Consider the following 15824-nt stretch of genomic DNA (forward strand, 5'->3'; position numbering starts at 1 on the left):
CGGCGGAGACCACCACGGTGTGGGACACCCCGGGGGTGTTGTCCACGAAATTGGTGATCAGCCAGTTCAGGTTCTGTGCGGCCTGGCTCATCTGATTCAACTCAACGCTCCTGGTGATCTGCGCCGTTGCCGTCGGTCCGGCCACCGAAACTATCGAATCCGGGCTGCTGGGCACCATGCTGGGAGCCCGGCTGGTTGGCCTGTTCGGCTCCGGCCCGGCGGCCCTGCTGGATGCCGCGGCGCAGGTTGGTCAGCCGGCCGCGGACCTCCTCGGGGGCCCGGGAGACCTGCGGACCGGTCAGCGGCGAGGCCTCGGCGGTGCCGGAGACCAGGTTGGCCTGCGGGGTCCGCCGGGGGAGACCGGACATCGTGACGCCGTTGGTCGAGGGCTCGCGGACCTGCTCGGCACGGCGCCAGCGCTCGTCGTTCGCGGACGGGCGCCACGGGGCGTCCCCGGTGCCGGGCTGCGGCTGCTGGCCCTGCTGCGGCTGCTGCTGCGGCTGCTGCTGACCCTGCTGGGGGGCCTGGGGCTGAGGGGCCTGGGGGGCCTGAGCCTGCGCGGCCTGCTGCGGAGCCTGGGGCTGCGGGGCCTGGGCCGGTCGGCCCTGTCGGCCCTGCGGGTCGGACGGCTGGAACTCCGGCGCCGAAGTGCCGGGCCGGCGCGGCTGGTACGTCCGCGGCCGGGTCTCCTGCCCGCCCTCCTGCGGGTACCACGGCTGCTCGGCCGCACCCCCGGACGGGCCGGTCGGCAGCGCCATCGGCTCCGGCCGGGCCTGCTCCTGGCGCACCGGCTCGGGCCGGGCCTGCTCCTGACGGACCGGCTCCGGACGCGCCGGGTTCGGCACGCTCGGCAGCACCGGCTCCACCAGACCGAGGCCCAGCGGGTCACGCGGGTCGATCTGGCTGGCCTCGAAGCGCGGCCGGGCGAACTGCTGGGTGCTCTCCATCGGCGCCGGCTCGGCCGACGGCAGCGGCTGGGCCTGCTGCTGCGGCGGCAGTTGCGGCTGGCGGTCGCGCTGCGGCGCGTCCGGGCCGGGGCGCTGCGGACGGCGCTGGCCCTGCGGACCGGGCTGGCCCTGCGGGCCGCCCTGACCGGGGCCGCCCTGGCCCTGCGGGGCCGGCCGGCGCTGCGGCAGGCCCTCCTGCGGGCGGTTGCCCGGGCGGGCGCCGCCCTGCTGCTGCGGAGCGCCACCCGGCCGGCCCGGCCGACCGTGCTGCGGCTGCTCGCCGGTCCGGGGGCCCGGACCGCCGTCGAACTCGCCACCCGGGCGCGGCCGTTCCTGGCCGGGGCGGCCCTGAGCGGGCTGCTGCTGACCGGGGCGGCCCTGGTCGGGCTGCTGCTGGCCGCGGCGGGGCAGGCCACCGAGGCCGCCCTGCGCCGGGCCCGGCCGGTTCGGGGCGCGCTGCGGCAGGCCGCCCTGCGGCGACTGCTGGGGCTGCGGGGACTGCGGGGACTGCGGGGCCTGCTGGGCCGGCTTCTGGCCCTGGGGCTGGGGGGCCTGTCGGCCCGGTCCCTGGGGTCCCTGGGGCTGCTGGCCCGGCTGGACGGGGTTCTCGCGCAGCGACTTGCCGACCTGGCGGGTCGGCAGGCCGCCGGCCCGGCCGCCGGGCGCGGCAGGGGCACCCGGAGCGCCCGGAGCGTTCGGTCCGGCCGGAGCACCGGGGCCGGTCGGGCCGCCCTGGCCGAGCTGCGGGCGGCCGCCCTGCGGGGCACCGCCGGCCGGGCCCTGGCCGAGCGCGGCCGGGCCGCCCTGGCCGGGCGGCACCTGGCGCTGCTGGCGCGGCGTCGGGGCGACCCCGCGCTGCTGCTTGGCCTGGGCGGGGCCGGGCCGGGCCGGGCCGCGGCGGTCGGCGGAGTTGGTGACGTCCACCGGGAGCATGACCAGCGCGGTGGTGCCGCCGGAGTCGCTGGGGCGCAGCTGGATGCGGATGCCGTGTCGCAGGGACAGGCGGCCGACCACGAAGAGGCCCATGCGGCGGGAGACCGAGACGTCCACCGTCGGCGGGTTGGCGAGGCGCTCGTTGATCTCGGCGAGGTCGTCGGGGCTCAGGCCGATGCCGGTGTCGTGGATCTCGACCAGGACGCGGCCGTCGGGCAGCGCGTGGCCGGTGACCCGGACGCGGGTCTGCGGGCTGGAGAACGAGGTGGCGTTCTCCAGCAGCTCGGCGAGCAGGTGGACGAGGTCGTTGACGACGCGGCCGGCGACCTCGGCCGACGGCACGGCGGCGAGTTCGATGCGCTCGTACTGCTCCACCTCGGAGGCGGCGGCGCGGAGCACGTCGACCAGCGGGACGGGCCTGGTCCAGCGGCGGCCCGGGTCCTCACCGGCGAGGACGAGGAGGTTCTCGCCGTTGCGGCGCATGCGGGTCGCGAGGTGGTCCAGCTTGAAGAGGTTGGCCAGCTGGTCCGGGTCGGCCTCGCGGCTCTCCAGTTCGGAGATGAGCGACAGCTGGCGCTGGATGAGGCCCTGGCTGCGGCGCGAGAGGTTGGTGAACATCGCGTTGATGTTGCCGCGCAGGAGGGCCTGCTCGGCGGCGAGGCGGACGGCCTCGCTGTGCACCATGTCGAAGGCGTGCGCCACGTGGCCGATCTCGTCGGTGGAGTCGACGGCCACCGGTTCGACCGTCGTGTCGACGTCGTGCGGGTCGCTCTCGGAGAGGGTCTTGACCAGCTCGGGCAGGCGGCGCTCGGCGACGTCCTCGGCCGCGGCCTGCAGACGGGTCAGCGAGCGCACCATCGAGCGGGCGATCAGACCGGCGCCACCGAGGGCGACGAGCAGCACCAGGGCGATGGCGGCACCGATGATGATGGCCTCGGTGTCGGCCTGGGACTGGAGGTCCTGGGCCTTGCCGTCGAGGTCCTCGATGAGCTTGGACTCGATCCGGCGCTCGGCGGTGATCTTGGCGCTGGCCTTCTCGTACCAGTCCTTGTAGGTCACCGGGTCGGTCTGGTGGATGCCGCTCGGCTGGAGGATCGAGCGCGCGTACCGGTCGGCGTCGGCGATCACCGAGTTGTAGCTGAGCTGGCCGCGCAGGTTGTCCAGGTCGTGCGCGGTGTAGATGTTGTTGAAGCTGGTGAGCGAGTTGTCGTACGAGGTGCGCAGGCGGATGCCGAAGGACTCGTCGCTGGGGCTGAGGTCGGGGCCCTTGGGGTTGGCGAGTGCGGCGCCGATCAGGGCGCGCTGCTGCGAGGTGGCGTTCTTGGCCAGCGAGAACTGCTGCAGCGAGCGGGTCGCGACGAGCAGGTCCTTGTTGTTCGACGCGAGCGCGATGTCCTGGGTGATGGCCAGCAGGTCGCGGATGATCACGTCGTAGGCGGTGATCGTCGACTGGATGTTCTGGTTGTTCTGGTACGGCGTGTTGCGCGCGTCCGAGATCGAGTTCAGGTCCCTGCGGATCTGGAACAGCAGCGCCTTCCCGCCCGAGAGTTCGAGGTTCTCGAACTTGTCCGAGGACGCGGTGAAGGTGCGGCTCAGGTCGTCGGTGGCCCTGCGGGCGGTGACGATGTCGTCGTCGAGCGGGTCGTTGGGGCGCGCGGTGATGTAGCCGGCGCTGATGTCGCGCTCGGTCTGCAGGGCGTCCGCGAGGTTGGTCGCCTTCTTGGCCAGGTCGGACAGGTTGGCCATCTGGGAGAGCTGCTGCGAGTTCTGCATCGAGGCCTGGATCCGCAGGCCACCGAGGACCAGGGAGACCAGGACGGGCAGGGCGAGCAGGGCGATCAGTCGGGTCCGGATGCGCCAGTTGCGCATCGCGAGCCGGCTCAGACCGGTGGCCCGCCGCCTGGTCAGGGTGGTCCGGAGCTTGTCCCGGGTGGACTTCCGTTCCTGGCCGTCGTCCTCCGCGTGGCCGGGGGCCTCGGGGATCACCGGCTCGGGCGGGCCGCCGGGGGCCGCCGCCTGCTGGGGGGCTGCCACGGGCTCGTGCGACTCCGGGTTACCCGCGGCGCCGCTACCCCTTTTGAAACGTCCCTGCACTGGCGTCGCAACCTCTGGACCGGGCGTCCCGCCGCGTCGCCGCGGACCGGACGGTGTCGAGTTTCCTTCCGCTCCCCGGCTGGTCCGGGTGAGCGCGTCGCCGGGGTGGACTTCTCCCTACCCACGGTCCGTGGCATTCCAGCACAGCCGGGGAATCCCAACAAGGGCCGCCAGGACACGCCGCGCGGCGCTACCGAACGCGTGCGTGACTTCACTGACTGTGCCGTAACAGGACCGGAATACCGCATTTTTCGGACACTCGCCGGATACATGCCAACCCGGCCCGAGATCGAGAAGAGTCACAGACCTTCCGGAATGACCGTTATCGGAGATATGCCGGAAAATCCCGTTGCGGCGATATGTCGGATATCTGCAATTCGCTCATGAATTTGTGAGCAAAATCACAGTCTAATGTGTAGCTTTGGTCACGGTCCCTGTGGAATGAGATCTCGTAACCTGGCTGTCTCCGGAGCACGGCCCCGATCAGCCTGCCCAGAACCCCTCCGAATCATTCGGAATCACTCAGGTCGGTGACGATCCGCCGCGATCCGCCCGGCCGCGACCACGAGGTGCTCTCGATGTCCCAGGCGAAGAAGGCCGCCACCAAGTCCACGCTGCCCTGCCGCTCCACGGCGAACCCGCGCCGGACGACGCTGGCCTCGGTCGCGGACTTCAGCGCGATCCCGGGTGCCCGCAAGCCCGAGGAGGCCGTCACCTACGGCACCGAGCTGCCGGCCAGCACCGCCAACCCGCGCCGCACCCAGCTGATGGTCGCCCCGGTGCCCGTCGTCGTGCAGGACTGACCCGACCCCCGCTCCGACAGGGCGTCGCGGCCGCGCCACCGAGGGCGGCCGCGGCGCCCTGCGGCGTTCCCGGGCGGTTGCCGGGGCTCGCGGCCCAACCGCGCTGAACAGGGGCAAAGCGGTCAGCCGGGGCCCCACGCGATAGCCTGGACGACGATTGACGGGGCCGCGCCCACCGTGGGCGAGGCGCCCACCAGCGCCCGGGCGCGCCCCGGGCGGTCGACGAAGCGAGGGGTATCCCAGCCGTGCGCATTGCCAGGTTTTCCGTCCGGGAAGGGAGCCCTGCCGCCGGCAGCGTCTCCTTCGGCGTGGTGGAGGGCGACCCTTCCCAGCCCGACTCGCTGGTCGTCCACGCGCTGGCCGGCCACCCGTTCGGCCAGCCCCAGCCGACCGGCGAGAGTTACCGCTTCCAGGACGTCCGGCTGCTCAGCCCGATGCTCCCCAACAAGATCGTGGCGGTCGGCCGCAACTTCGCGGCGCACGCCGCCGAGCTGGGCAACGACGTCCCGGACGTGCCGCTCACCTTCTTCAAGCCGTCCACCTCGGTGATCGGCCCGACCGAGAACATCGCGTACCCGCCGTTCTCCTCGGACGTCCAGCACGAGGCCGAACTCGCCGTGGTGATCGGCCGGATGTGCCGCGAGGTGCCGCTGGACCGGGTGCCCGAGGTGATCCTCGGCTACACCTGCGCCAACGACGTCACCGCCCGGGACGTGCAGAAGCGCGAGGGCCAGTGGGCCCGGGCCAAGGGCTTCGACACCTCCTGCCCGCTGGGCCCGTGGATCGAGACCGACCTGGACCCGGCCGACCTCGCCGTCACCTGCACGGTCAACGGCGAGCTCCGGCAGGCCGGCCGCACCTCCCAGATGGTCCGCTCGGTCGCCGAGCTGATCGTCCACATCTCCGAGGCCATGACGCTGCTGCCCGGCGACGTCATCCTCACCGGCACGCCCGCAGGGGTGGGCCCGCTCAACGTCGGCGACGAGGTCGCCGTCTCCATCGAAGGCATCGGCACTCTCACCAACAAGGTGATCAAGCGTGGCTAGTGAAAAGCTCAGCGGCTCCGCCGCGGGCAACCCGGCCGTCCGGGTTCGTTTCTGTCCGTCCCCGACCGGGAACCCGCACGTGGGCCTGGTCCGCACGGCCCTCTTCAACTGGGCCTACGCCCGCCACAACGGCGGCACGCTGGTCTTCCGGATCGAGGACACCGACTCGGCCCGCGACTCCGAGGAGTCGTACGACCAGCTGCTCGACGCGATGCGCTGGCTCGGCTTCGACTGGGACGAGGGCCCGGAGGTCGGCGGCCCGCACGAGCCGTACCGCCAGTCCCAGCGGATGGACATCTACGCCGACGTCGCCCGCCGCCTGCACGAGGCCGGCCACGCCTACCACTGCTACTGCAGCACCGAGGAGCTGGACGCCCGCCGCGAGGCCGCCCGCGCGGCCGGCAAGCCCTCCGGCTACGACGGCCACTGCCGCGAGCTGACGGACGAGCAGGTCGCCGTCTACAAGCTGGAGAAGCGCGAGCCGATCCTGCGCTTCCGGATGCCCGACCGCACCCTCAGCTTCGACGACCTGGTGCGCGGCACGCTCACCTTCGAGCCGGAGAACGTGCCGGACTACGGCATCGTCCGGGCCAACGGCGCCCCGCTGTACACCCTGGTCAACCCGGTGGACGACGCCCTGATGGGCATCACCCACGTGCTGCGCGGCGAGGACCTGCTCTCCTCCACCCCGCGGCAGATCGCGCTGTACGCCGCGCTCGCCGAGATCGGCGTCGGCGACGGCACCACCCCGCGCTTCGGCCACCTGCCGTACGTGATGGGCGAGGGCAACAAGAAGCTCTCCAAGCGCGACCCGCAGGCCTCGCTCAACCTGTACCGCGAGCGCGGCTTCATCCCCGAGGGCCTGCTCAACTACCTGTCCCTGCTGGGCTGGTCGCTGGCCGACGACCGCGACCTGTTCGGCATCGACGAGATGGTCGCCGCCTTCGACATCGCGAAGGTGAACGCCAACCCGGCCCGCTTCGACCTGAAGAAGTGCGAGGCGATCAACGCCGAGCACGTCCGCAAGCTGGCCCCGGAGGACTTCGTCCGCCGCCTGGTGCCGTACCTCCAGGCCCCCGGGCTGCTGCCGGCCGAGCCGACCGCCGAGCAGCTGGACCTGCTCGCGAAGATCGCGCCGCTCACCCAGGAGCGGATGGTCGTGCTGAGCGAGATCGTGAACATGGCCGGCTTCCTGTTCGTCGACCCGGCCGACTTCACCGTCGACCCGGACGACGCCGCCAAGGCGCTGACCGCCGACTCCCGCCCGGTGCTGGAGGCCAGCGTCAAGGCGCTGGAGGCGCTCGCGGACTTCAGCCCGGAGCCGATCCAGGCCGCGCTGCGCGAGGCGCTGGTGGACGGTCTTGGCATCAAGCCCAAGTTCGCGTTCACGCCGCTGCGGGTGGCCGTCACCGGCCGCCGGGTCTCGCCGCCGCTGTTCGAGTCGATGGAGCTGCTCGGGCGCCCCGAGACGCTGCGCCGGCTGAACTCCGCCCTGGAGGCCCTGCCGGCCGCCTGAACGGGCCGCTGAGCGGACTGCGGGCCCGGCCTCGTGCCGGGCCCGCGGCGCGCCCGGACGTCACCGCCAGGTCGCCCGGCCGCTGCCTGGGGTTATCGATTTTGGAGCCGGGGCCGGCGTCGGGTAATGTTCTTTCTGCGCCGCCCGGGAGGGAACGGACGAGGGAGCGAAACCCTCCGCCCGGTCCCGAACGAGAGGCGCAACGCCTGAGAAGGCCCCGACAGGGGTTCAACTCTGGTGGGGTATGGTGTAATTGGCAGCACGAGTGATTCTGGTTCATTTAGTCTAGGTTCGAGTCCTGGTACCCCAGCGCAGTACGCAAGTCCAGCAGTACAAGTGAAGAACAAGCCCCCGTTGTGTAGCGGCCTAGCACGCTGCCCTCTCACGGCAGTAGCGCCGGTTCGAATCCGGTCGGGGGTACTGATCCCGCAAGGGATCACCTGGAAAGCCCCCGTTGTGTAGCGGCCTAGCACGCTGCCCTCTCACGGCAGTAGCGCCGGTTCGAATCCGGTCGGGGGTACTGATCCCGCAAGGGATCGCCAGGAAGCCCCCGTTGTGTAGCGGCCTAGCACGCTGCCCTCTCACGGCAGTAGCGCCGGTTCGAATCCGGTCGGGGGTACTCCAGAGCATGAAGCCGGTGGGTTATCCCACCGGCGCTTGCTTTGTGTTGGGGTATGGTGTAATTGGCAGCACGAGTGATTCTGGTTCATTTAGTCTAGGTTCGAGTCCTGGTACCCCAGCCAGAAATTCAAGGCCCCGGTTTCCGGGGTCTTTTTTTGCATTCCCGGAGCATTCCGAAGGGCCCCGCGCGGTGGTGCTGCGCGGGGCCCTTTCCGGATGGCGGCGGTCAGCCGCGGCGGAGTGCCTCGGTGAGCCGGTTCGCGGCCTCGATGATGGCCTGGGCGTGCAGGCGGCCCGGGTGGCGGGTCAGCCGCTCGATCGGGCCGGAGACGGAGACGGAGGCCACCACGCGGTTGGAGGGGCCGCGCACGGGAGCGGAGACGGACGCGACGCCCGGCTCGCGCTCGCCGATCGACTGGGCCCAGCCGCGGCGGCGGACGCCGCTGAGCGCGGTGGCGGTGAAACGGGCGCCCTGCAGGCCTCGGTGGAGCCGCTCGGGCTCCTCCCAGGCCAGTAGGACCTGGGCCGCCGAGCCGGCCTTCATCGGCAGGGTGCTGCCGACCGGGACGGTGTCCCGCAGACCGGAGAGCCGCTCGGCGGCGGCTACGCAGATCCGCATCTCGCCCTGGCGGCGGTAGAGCTGTGCGCTCTCGCCGGTGACGTCGCGCAGGTGGGTCAGGACCGGGCCCGCGGTGGCGAGCAGCCGGTCCTCGCCCGCCGCGGCGGAGAGTTCGGAGAGACGGGGGCCGAGGATGAATCGCCCCTGCATGTCCCTGGTGACCAGACGGTGGTGTTCGAGTGCGACGGCGAGCCGGTGGGCCGTGGGGCGCGCCAGACCGGTGGCGGCGACCAGCCCCGCCAACGTGGCGGGGCCCGACTCCAGTGCGCTCAGCACCAGAGCGGCCTTGTCGAGAACGCCGACGCCGCTAGAGTTGTCCATGCGCTAAGACTGCAGTCTCAGTCCGCGAGACGCAAGTTCAATCTTCCGGGAAAAGCGCCACTCTGGATGCAGCAGCCCGGGAGACATCCAGGATGCGACCTCACCAGAGTGTCCGCATCGTGGACAGCGATCCGGCGTGCAGGTCGCGCGAACGCGCCCGCCCCAGGGCGGCGGGAGCTCCGACCTCGACGACACGAGAAGGCCGGCAACGCGGCCGGCTGGAGGGAATCCGATGGGACGGACACTCGCAGAGAAGGTCTGGGACGACCACGTCGTGCGGCGCGCGGAGGGAGAGCCCGACCTGCTCTTCATCGACCTCCACCTGCTCCACGAGGTGACCAGCCCGCAGGCCTTCGACGGGCTGCGGCTGGCCGGCCGGACGGTCCGCCGCACCGATCTGACGATCGCCACCGAGGACCACAACACCCCCACCGTGGACATCGACAAGCCGATCGCCGACCCGGTGTCCAAGGTGCAGTTGGAGACGCTGCGCCGCAACGCCGCCGAGTTCGGCGTCCGGATCCACTCGCTCGGCGACATCGAGCAGGGCGTCGTGCACGTGGTCGGCCCGCAGCTGGGCCTGACCCAGCCCGGCATGACCGTGGTCTGCGGCGACTCCCACACCTCGACCCACGGCGCCTTCGGCGCACTGGCGTTCGGCATCGGCACCAGCCAGGTCGAGCACGTGCTGGCCACCCAGACGCTGCCGCTGGCGCCGTTCCGGACCATGGCCGTCACGGTCGAGGGCGAGCTGCCCGAGGGCGTCACCGCCAAGGACCTGATCCTGGCCGTGATCACCAAGATCGGCACCGGCGGCGGCCAGGGCTACGTCCTGGAGTACCGCGGTTCGGCGATCCGGGGCCTGTCCATGGAGGCCCGGATGACCATCTGCAACATGTCCATCGAGGCCGGCGCCCGGGCGGGCATGATCGCCCCGGACGAGACCACCTTCGACTACCTCAAGGGCCGTCCGCACGCCCCGCAGGGCGAGGACTGGGACGCCGCCGTCGCGTACTGGTCGACCCTGGGCACCGACGAGGACGCGGTCTTCGACCACGAGATCTTCATCGACGCGACCGCGCTGACCCCGTTCGTCACCTGGGGCACCAACCCCGGCCAGGGCGCCCCGCTGGGCTCCGACGTGCCGGACCCGGCCTCCTTCGCCGACCCGCAGGAGCGCGCGGCCGCCGAGAACGCCCTCGCCTACATGGGCCTGGAGGCCGGCACCCCGCTGCGCGAGGTCACCGTCGACGCCGTCTTCGTCGGCTCCTGCACCAACGGCCGGATCGAGGACCTGCGCGCGGCCGCCGCCGTCGTGGAGGGCCGCCGGATCGCCGACGGCGTACGGATGCTGGTCGTCCCCGGCTCCGTCCGGGTCGCCCTGCAGGCCGTGGAGGAGGGCCTGGACAAGGTGTTCACCGCGGCCGGCGCCGAGTGGCGCCACGCGGGCTGCTCGATGTGCCTGGGCATGAACCCCGACCAGCTCGCCCCCGGGGAGCGCTGCGCCTCCACCTCGAACCGCAACTTCGAGGGCCGGCAGGGCAAGGGTGGCCGGACCCACCTGGTGTCCCCGCAGGTCGCCGCCGCGACCGCCGTCCTGGGCCGTCTGGCCGCACCGTCCGATCTGCCCTCCGACCTGGCGGACACCAACGTGGCTGTGGAGGCCTGAGAACCATGGAGAAGTTCACCACCCACACCGGCCGGGCCGTTCCGCTGCGGCGCTCGAACGTGGACACCGACCAGATCATCCCGGCCCACTGGCTCAAGAAGGTCACCCGTTCCGGTTTCGAGGGCGGCCTTTTCGAGGCCTGGCGCAAGGACGAGTCGTTCATCCTCAACCAGCCCGAGCGGCAGGGTGCCACGGTCCTGGTGGCCGGCCCGGAGTTCGGCACCGGCTCCTCCCGCGAGCACGCCGTCTGGGCGCTGCAGAACTACGGCTTCCACGCGGTCATCTCGTCGCGCTTCGCGGACATCTTCCGTGGGAATTCCCTGAAGAACGGGCTGCTGACGGTCGTCCTGCCGCAAGAGACCGTGGAACAGCTCTGGGCGCTCACCGAGAGTAACCCTTCGGCCGAGATCACCGTTGATCTGGAAGCCCGCGAAGTCCGGGCCGAGGGCGTCACCGCGTCTTTCGAACTGGACGACAACGTCCGGTGGCGGCTGCTCAACGGGCTGGACGACATCAGCATCACCCTGCGGAACGAGGCCGACATCGCGGCCTTCGAAGCGACCCGTCCGACCTTCAAGCCCCGTACTCTGCCGGTTGCCTGAGATCCCCTCAGAACAAGCATTCTGGCGATCCACCGGATGGCCCGCCTCCCCTTCGGGGGGGCGGGCCATCCGCCGTTCCGGAGCACGAGTTAGCGCCGCGGCCCACCCCGGATTGCCCATTTGGCTTTGCCGGAGAGGGCCCCGCGCAAGTACAACTGCGGGTAGATGGCACAATCAGTACATGCACCGGCACCATGAACCTCCGTACGCGGGCGGCGAACCCGCGGCTCCGGAGTCCGTGGGCCGGGGATCCGAACGCCGAATTGACGATCGGCCGGACGTCGCCTCCGCACCAGCTGAGGGGCCGGACGACCAGGAAGTCGCAGCGCTCTACGCGCTTGTGGCCGAGCGGTTGAAGCAAGCTCACGCCCGCGTGCATGCGCTGAACGTGTCTGCCGATGCAAAGACCGCTCTCTCCCGTCAACTCCTCATCGTCACCGAGACCGCCAAGCGCGATCTTCCGGAGGCGGCAAGGCGGTTGAGTCGCTTTGTACATGACCTCGACGAGGGGCGCCCGCCCGTCGCCTGAGGTCGCCGACGCGCAAATCCATTGCGACACTAGGGTGATTCGCGCGTTTGGTAATTGAAAGTCCGCAGATACATACCTAACGTGCGAAAAGAACGGATGGAATCATCCGGCGCCCGTTTCCGAAGGGGAAGACGTGAACAAGGCTCAGCTTGTCGAAGCGGTGGCCGAGCAGCTGGGCGGTCGCAAGGCTGCCGCAGAGGCCGTCGACGCAGTGCTCGACACCATGGTCCGTGCCGTTGTGGCCGGTGACCGGGTTTCGGTCACTGGTTTCGGCACCTTCGAGAAGGTGGAGCGCTCCGCGCGCTTCGCCCGCAACCCGCAGACCGGCGAGAAGGTCAAGGTCAAGAAGACCTCGGTGCCCCGCTTCCGTCCCGGCCAGGGCTTCAAGGACCTGGTCAGCGGCAGCAAGAAGCTGCCGAAGGAAGGCCCCTCGGTGAAGAAGGCCCCCAAGGGCTCCCTCACCCCGGGCAAGAGCGGCGTCGCCGCCACCCCGGCCGCCAAGCGCGCCGCCACCAAGCGTGCCGCCACGGCCGCCGCCGCCGCTCCGGCCAAGAAGGCCGCCGCCAAGAAGACGGCGACCACGGCCGCGGCCAAGAAGGCGACCACCACCGCCGCCGCGAAGAAGGCGACCGCCACCAAGAAGGCGACCACCACCGCCGCCGCGAAGAAGACCACCGCGACCGCGACCAAGAAGACGGCCGCCGCCGCCAAGAAGGCGACCACCACCGCCGCCGCCAAGAAGACCACCGCGACCGCCAAGAAGGCGACCGCGACGGCCAAGAAGACGGCTCCGGCGAAGAAGACCGCCACCCGCAAGACCACCGCGCGCAAGACCTCTGCCAAGTAGTCCCGCGCAGCGGTCCTCGGACGGCCTTCGGCAGAGAGCCGCGGCACCCCCCTCCGTGAATTGCGGAGACCGGGTCGCCGCGGCTCTTTCGATTTCCGGGCGCTTAGTCAGGATTCCGCGACCGACGGTGACCAGGCACGGAACGCGGCGGCGGGCACGCCGACGGCGGGGGAGGACCGGCGGCGGGTGGTCGGCGCGGGGCGGTCAGCCCGCGGCCGGGTCGGGGAAGGTCTGCAGCGTCAGGAAGACCACCCGGCGGGCCTCGCCGGCGCCCTCGGTGCGGATCCGCACCCGCTGGCCCGGTCGCAGCAGCCGCAGGCCGCCGGCGTCGAAGGCGGCCGCGTCGAACGGCACCGGGGTCCCGTCGTCGAGCAGCACGGAGCCGGCCCGGGTGGCGGGGTCGAAGGTGAACGCGGTGGCCTGCATGGCAGCAGCATAGCGAGCGGCCCCGGTCGGCCGGGCGGCGTCCCGCTGGGCGCCGGTCAGGCCCGCGCCAGCCGGGCGAACAGGGCGCCGGTGTACGGGCCGAGGCCGAGCGCCGCGGCCTCGCCGAGGTCCGCGCCGGTGTCGACGTCCCGGCGCACCGACTCCACGTCCGCCAGGCGAAGTTCGAGTGCTCCGCCGGCCGCGTGCCGGGCCCGCGAGCCGTCCCCGAAGGCGGGCGAGAGCGGGCGGCCGGGGGTACAGGCGAGCAGTGTGGTGCCGAGGCCGGGGGAGTCCGGCAGGAAGGCCCGGCCGTCCGGTGGCACGGCGCCCAGCACCTGGGCCAGTTCGACCGGGCGCAGGGCCGGCAGGTCCGCCGAGAGGGCGGCCAGCGGCGAGCGCGGGGCGAGCGCCAGGGCGGCCGCCGCGCCGTGCACCAGCGCCTCGTTGAGGCCCTCCCCGGGTTCGTCGGCGACCACCACCGCGCCCAGTGCCGCCAGCCGGGCGCCGGCCGCCGCGTCCCGGGTGACCACCAGGACCCGGGCGACGCCCGGGGTGGCCAGTGCGGCGGTGGCGGTGTCGAGCGCGAAGGCCAGCGCGAGGTCCGCCCGGTGCGGCCCGGCGTACGGGGCCAGTCGGCTCTTCGCGAGGGCGAGCGGCTTGAGCGGGAGCACCAGCGACCAGTCGGTGGTGGGTGCGGGGGGCGCGACGGGCCCGTTGGGGCGTACGGTGTCCTGGGTCATCGGCGTCATTGTGACGCCGGTCCCGGAGCCCTCGCCAGGCCGTCCGATCTGTGCGGACGTGCGTTTGATCACGCCTGCCGGGCGGGTTGGCGCGGTCGCTCGACAGCCGGTGAGCAGCCGGGCGAGACTGTTCCGCGCCCGTCACCCGGGCACCGGTCCCGTACCGGTGCGCGGCACCGGGAGGTTATGACCGCGGCACCCCACGTGCCGCTTCGGATGAGGAGGACCTGGGGTGGCCCGCCGCTCGTACGCCAAGTTCGGCAACGCCGACTACGGCATCTGGTACCGCTTCGCGGCCGTGCTGGTGAAGCCGGTGACGACCGCGCTGGTGAAGCCCGACTGGCGGGGCTGGGAGCACCTTCCGAAGGAAGGCGGCTTCATCGCCGCGGTGAACCACAATTCGATCATCGACCCGGTGATCTACGCGCACTGGCAGTACAACAGCGGCCGTCCGCCGCGCATTCTCGGCAAGTCCTCGCTGTTCTCGATTCCCTTCATCGGATTCATGCTGCGCAAGACCGGCCAGATTCCGGTGTTCCGCGAGTCCACCGATGCCGCGCAGGCTTTCCGGGCCGCTATCGACGCCGTCAACGGCGGCCAGTGCGTGCAGTTCTACCCGGAGGGCACGCTCACCCGGGACCCGGACCTGTGGCCGATGACCGGCAAGAGCGGCGTCGCCCGGGTCGCGCTGATGACCGGCGCGCCGGTCATCCCGGTCGCGCACTGGGGAGCGCACGAGATCATCCCGCCGTACGGCCGTCCGGGCTTCGGGAAGGGCAAGTTCAACCTCTTCCCGCGCCACCGGGTCACCGTGGCGGCGGGGCCCGCGGTGGACCTCAGCAAGTACCGGGGCCAGGAGCTCACCGCCCAGGTGCTCAACGACGCCACCGAGGACATCATGACGGCGATCACCGCCGTGCTGGCCGACGTCCGCGGCGAGGAGCCGCCGGCCGAGCGCTACGACATGCGCAAGGCGGCCCGCAACCGCGCCGCCGCGGCCGCGGCCGAACGCCGGCGCGCCAAGGGCGGCAACGACGACGAGGAGGGCGGCCGGTGACCCGCTGCGCAGTGATGGGGACGGGCTCGTGGGGCACCGCCTTCGCGATGGTGCTGGCCGACGCGGGCAGTGACGTCGTCCTGTGGGCCCGCCGCCAGGAACTCGTCGACGCCATCAACACCACGCACGAGAACCCGGACTACCTGCCGGGCGTGCCGCTGCCGGGCTCCGTCCGGGCCACCACCGACGCCGCCGAGGCGCTGGCCGGCGCCGACTTCGCCGTCCTGGTGGTGCCCTCGCAGACGCTGCGCGACAACCTGGCCGCCTGGACGCCGCTGATCGAGCCGCAGACCGTGCTGGTGAGCCTGATGAAGGGCATCGAACTCGGCACCGCCAAGCGGATGAGCGAGGTGATCGACGAGGTCACCAAGGTCGGCCCGGAGCGCGTCGCGGTGGTCAGCGGGCCCAACCTGGCCCGGGAGATCGCCAACCGGCAGCCCGCCGCCAGCGTCGTCGCCTGCGCGGACGAGGCGGTCGCCAAGCGGCTCCAGGCGGCCTGCCACACGCCGTACTTCCGCCCGTACACCAACACCGACGTGCTGGGCTGCGAGCTCGGCGGCGCGGTCAAGAACGTGATCGGCCTGGCGGTCGGCATGGCGGCCGGCATGGGGCTCGGCGACAACACCAAGGCGACGCTGATCACCCGCGGGCTGGCCGAGACCACCCGGCTCGGCGAGGTGCTCGGCGCCGACCCGCACACCTTCGCCGGGCTCGCCGGGATGGGCGACCTGGTCGCCACCTGCTCCTCGCCGCTGTCGCGCAACAACACCTTCGGCATGAACCTGGGCCGGGGCATGTCGCTCGCGGAGACCATCGCGGCGACCCGGCAGACCGCGGAGGGCGTCAAGTCCTGCGAGTCGGTGCTCGACCTGGCCCGGCGCAACGGCGTCGACATGCCGATCGTCGAGGCGGTGGTGGACGTCGTGCACAACGGGCGGCCCACCCAGGAGGCGCTCCAGGCCCTGATGTCCCGTTCGGCGAAGGCCGAGCGGCGCTGAGCAGGCGCTGAGCGGTGCTGACGGCGGAGCGGCGGTCGGGGGCGGCGGTCAGGAGC

13 protein-coding genes, 5 tRNA genes and 1 pseudogene are annotated in these 15824 nt (G+C 72.0%); 14 read left to right on the forward strand and 5 right to left on the reverse strand.

Features of this window, described 5'->3' with window-relative positions:
- Together ACFVTF_RS31995 and ACFVTF_RS32000 are read right to left on the reverse strand one after the other, a co-directional pair.
- Positions 1-91, reverse strand: a pseudogene (locus tag ACFVTF_RS31995) (roadblock/LC7 domain-containing protein); the annotation flags it as partial.
- Positions 92-101: 10 nt separating this feature from the next.
- Positions 102-3914: a nitrate- and nitrite sensing domain-containing protein gene (locus ACFVTF_RS32000; RefSeq protein ID WP_387817693.1), complete on the reverse strand. Its 3813-nt coding sequence runs from the start codon at positions 3912-3914 to the stop codon at positions 102-104.
- A gap of 590 nt (positions 3915-4504) precedes the next feature.
- Here ACFVTF_RS32000 and ACFVTF_RS32005 point away from each other — a divergent pair.
- From ACFVTF_RS32005 to ACFVTF_RS32040, 8 genes are all read left to right on the forward strand, one after another.
- Positions 4505-4777: a hypothetical protein gene (locus tag ACFVTF_RS32005; RefSeq protein WP_387817694.1), complete on the forward strand. Its 273-nt coding sequence runs from the start codon at positions 4505-4507 to the stop codon at positions 4775-4777.
- A 245-nt stretch (positions 4778-5022) separates the two neighbouring features.
- Positions 5023-5823 carry a fumarylacetoacetate hydrolase family protein gene (locus tag ACFVTF_RS32010; RefSeq protein WP_063347716.1) on the forward strand — a complete coding sequence of 267 codons (801 nt, stop codon included), beginning with the start codon at positions 5023-5025 and terminating at the stop codon, positions 5821-5823.
- Positions 5816-7339 carry a glutamate--tRNA ligase gene (gene gltX / locus ACFVTF_RS32015; protein ID WP_371517047.1) on the forward strand — a complete coding sequence of 508 codons (1524 nt, stop codon included), beginning with the start codon at positions 5816-5818 and terminating at the stop codon, positions 7337-7339. Before ACFVTF_RS32010 ends, gltX begins: the two co-directional genes overlap by 8 nt.
- Before the next feature lie 238 nt (positions 7340-7577).
- Positions 7578-7649 (forward strand) — tRNA-Gln (locus tag ACFVTF_RS32020).
- Positions 7650-7686: 37 nt separating this feature from the next.
- Positions 7687-7759 (forward strand) — tRNA-Glu (locus ACFVTF_RS32025).
- Between the two features lie 27 nt (positions 7760-7786).
- Positions 7787-7859, forward strand: a tRNA-Glu gene (locus tag ACFVTF_RS32030).
- A 26-nt stretch (positions 7860-7885) separates the two neighbouring features.
- Positions 7886-7958, forward strand: a tRNA-Glu gene (locus tag ACFVTF_RS32035).
- A gap of 49 nt (positions 7959-8007) precedes the next feature.
- A tRNA-Gln gene (locus tag ACFVTF_RS32040) sits at positions 8008-8082 on the forward strand.
- 104 nt (positions 8083-8186) lie between these two features.
- On the opposite strand, the gene ACFVTF_RS32045 is transcribed toward ACFVTF_RS32040, so the two are convergent.
- Positions 8187-8900 carry an IclR family transcriptional regulator gene (locus ACFVTF_RS32045; protein WP_063347714.1) on the reverse strand — a complete coding sequence of 238 codons (714 nt, stop codon included), beginning with the start codon at positions 8898-8900 and terminating at the stop codon, positions 8187-8189.
- Positions 8901-9132: 232 nt separating this feature from the next.
- Here ACFVTF_RS32045 and leuC point away from each other — a divergent pair, with 232 nt between their 5' ends.
- From leuC to ACFVTF_RS32065, 4 genes are all read left to right on the forward strand, one after another.
- The gene (gene leuC / locus ACFVTF_RS32050; RefSeq protein ID WP_371517046.1) at positions 9133-10569 is read left to right on the forward strand and encodes a 3-isopropylmalate dehydratase large subunit; all 1437 of its coding nucleotides are present in this window, start codon (positions 9133-9135) and stop codon (positions 10567-10569) included.
- A gap of 5 nt (positions 10570-10574) precedes the next feature.
- Complete coding sequence (gene leuD, locus ACFVTF_RS32055) at positions 10575-11171, forward strand: 3-isopropylmalate dehydratase small subunit (protein WP_363585716.1); 597 nt, start codon at positions 10575-10577, stop codon at positions 11169-11171.
- Positions 11172-11352: 181 nt separating this feature from the next.
- Positions 11353-11700, forward strand: coding sequence for a hypothetical protein (locus ACFVTF_RS32060; protein WP_371517045.1), 348 nt, complete (start codon positions 11353-11355; stop codon positions 11698-11700).
- 133 nt (positions 11701-11833) lie between these two features.
- On the forward strand, positions 11834-12547 hold the full coding sequence (locus tag ACFVTF_RS32065) for an HU family DNA-binding protein (RefSeq protein WP_350882962.1): 714 nt from the start codon (positions 11834-11836) through the stop codon (positions 12545-12547).
- 204 nt (positions 12548-12751) lie between these two features.
- On the opposite strand, the gene ACFVTF_RS32070 is transcribed toward ACFVTF_RS32065, so the two are convergent.
- The gene (locus ACFVTF_RS32070) at positions 12752-12973 is read right to left on the reverse strand and encodes a hypothetical protein (RefSeq protein WP_387817695.1); all 222 of its coding nucleotides are present in this window, start codon (positions 12971-12973) and stop codon (positions 12752-12754) included.
- 56 nt (positions 12974-13029) lie between these two features.
- Positions 13030-13713, reverse strand: a complete 684-nt coding sequence (cofC, locus tag ACFVTF_RS32075; protein WP_387817696.1) for a 2-phospho-L-lactate guanylyltransferase — start codon at positions 13711-13713, stop codon at positions 13030-13032.
- Positions 13714-13945: 232 nt separating this feature from the next.
- Here cofC and ACFVTF_RS32080 point away from each other — a divergent pair, with 232 nt between their 5' ends.
- Both ACFVTF_RS32080 and ACFVTF_RS32085 read left to right on the forward strand, forming a co-directional pair.
- Positions 13946-14770, forward strand: a complete 825-nt coding sequence (locus ACFVTF_RS32080) for a lysophospholipid acyltransferase family protein (RefSeq protein ID WP_350882958.1) — start codon at positions 13946-13948, stop codon at positions 14768-14770.
- A 14-nt stretch (positions 14771-14784) separates the two neighbouring features.
- Complete coding sequence (locus ACFVTF_RS32085; protein ID WP_079135606.1) at positions 14785-15768, forward strand: NAD(P)H-dependent glycerol-3-phosphate dehydrogenase; 984 nt, start codon at positions 14785-14787, stop codon at positions 15766-15768.
- Positions 15769-15824: the final 56 nt, after the last annotated feature.

The sequence above is a fragment of the Kitasatospora sp. NPDC057940 genome (assembly GCF_042887425.1).
In the GTDB taxonomy this organism is placed as follows: domain Bacteria; phylum Actinomycetota; class Actinomycetes; order Streptomycetales; family Streptomycetaceae; genus Kitasatospora.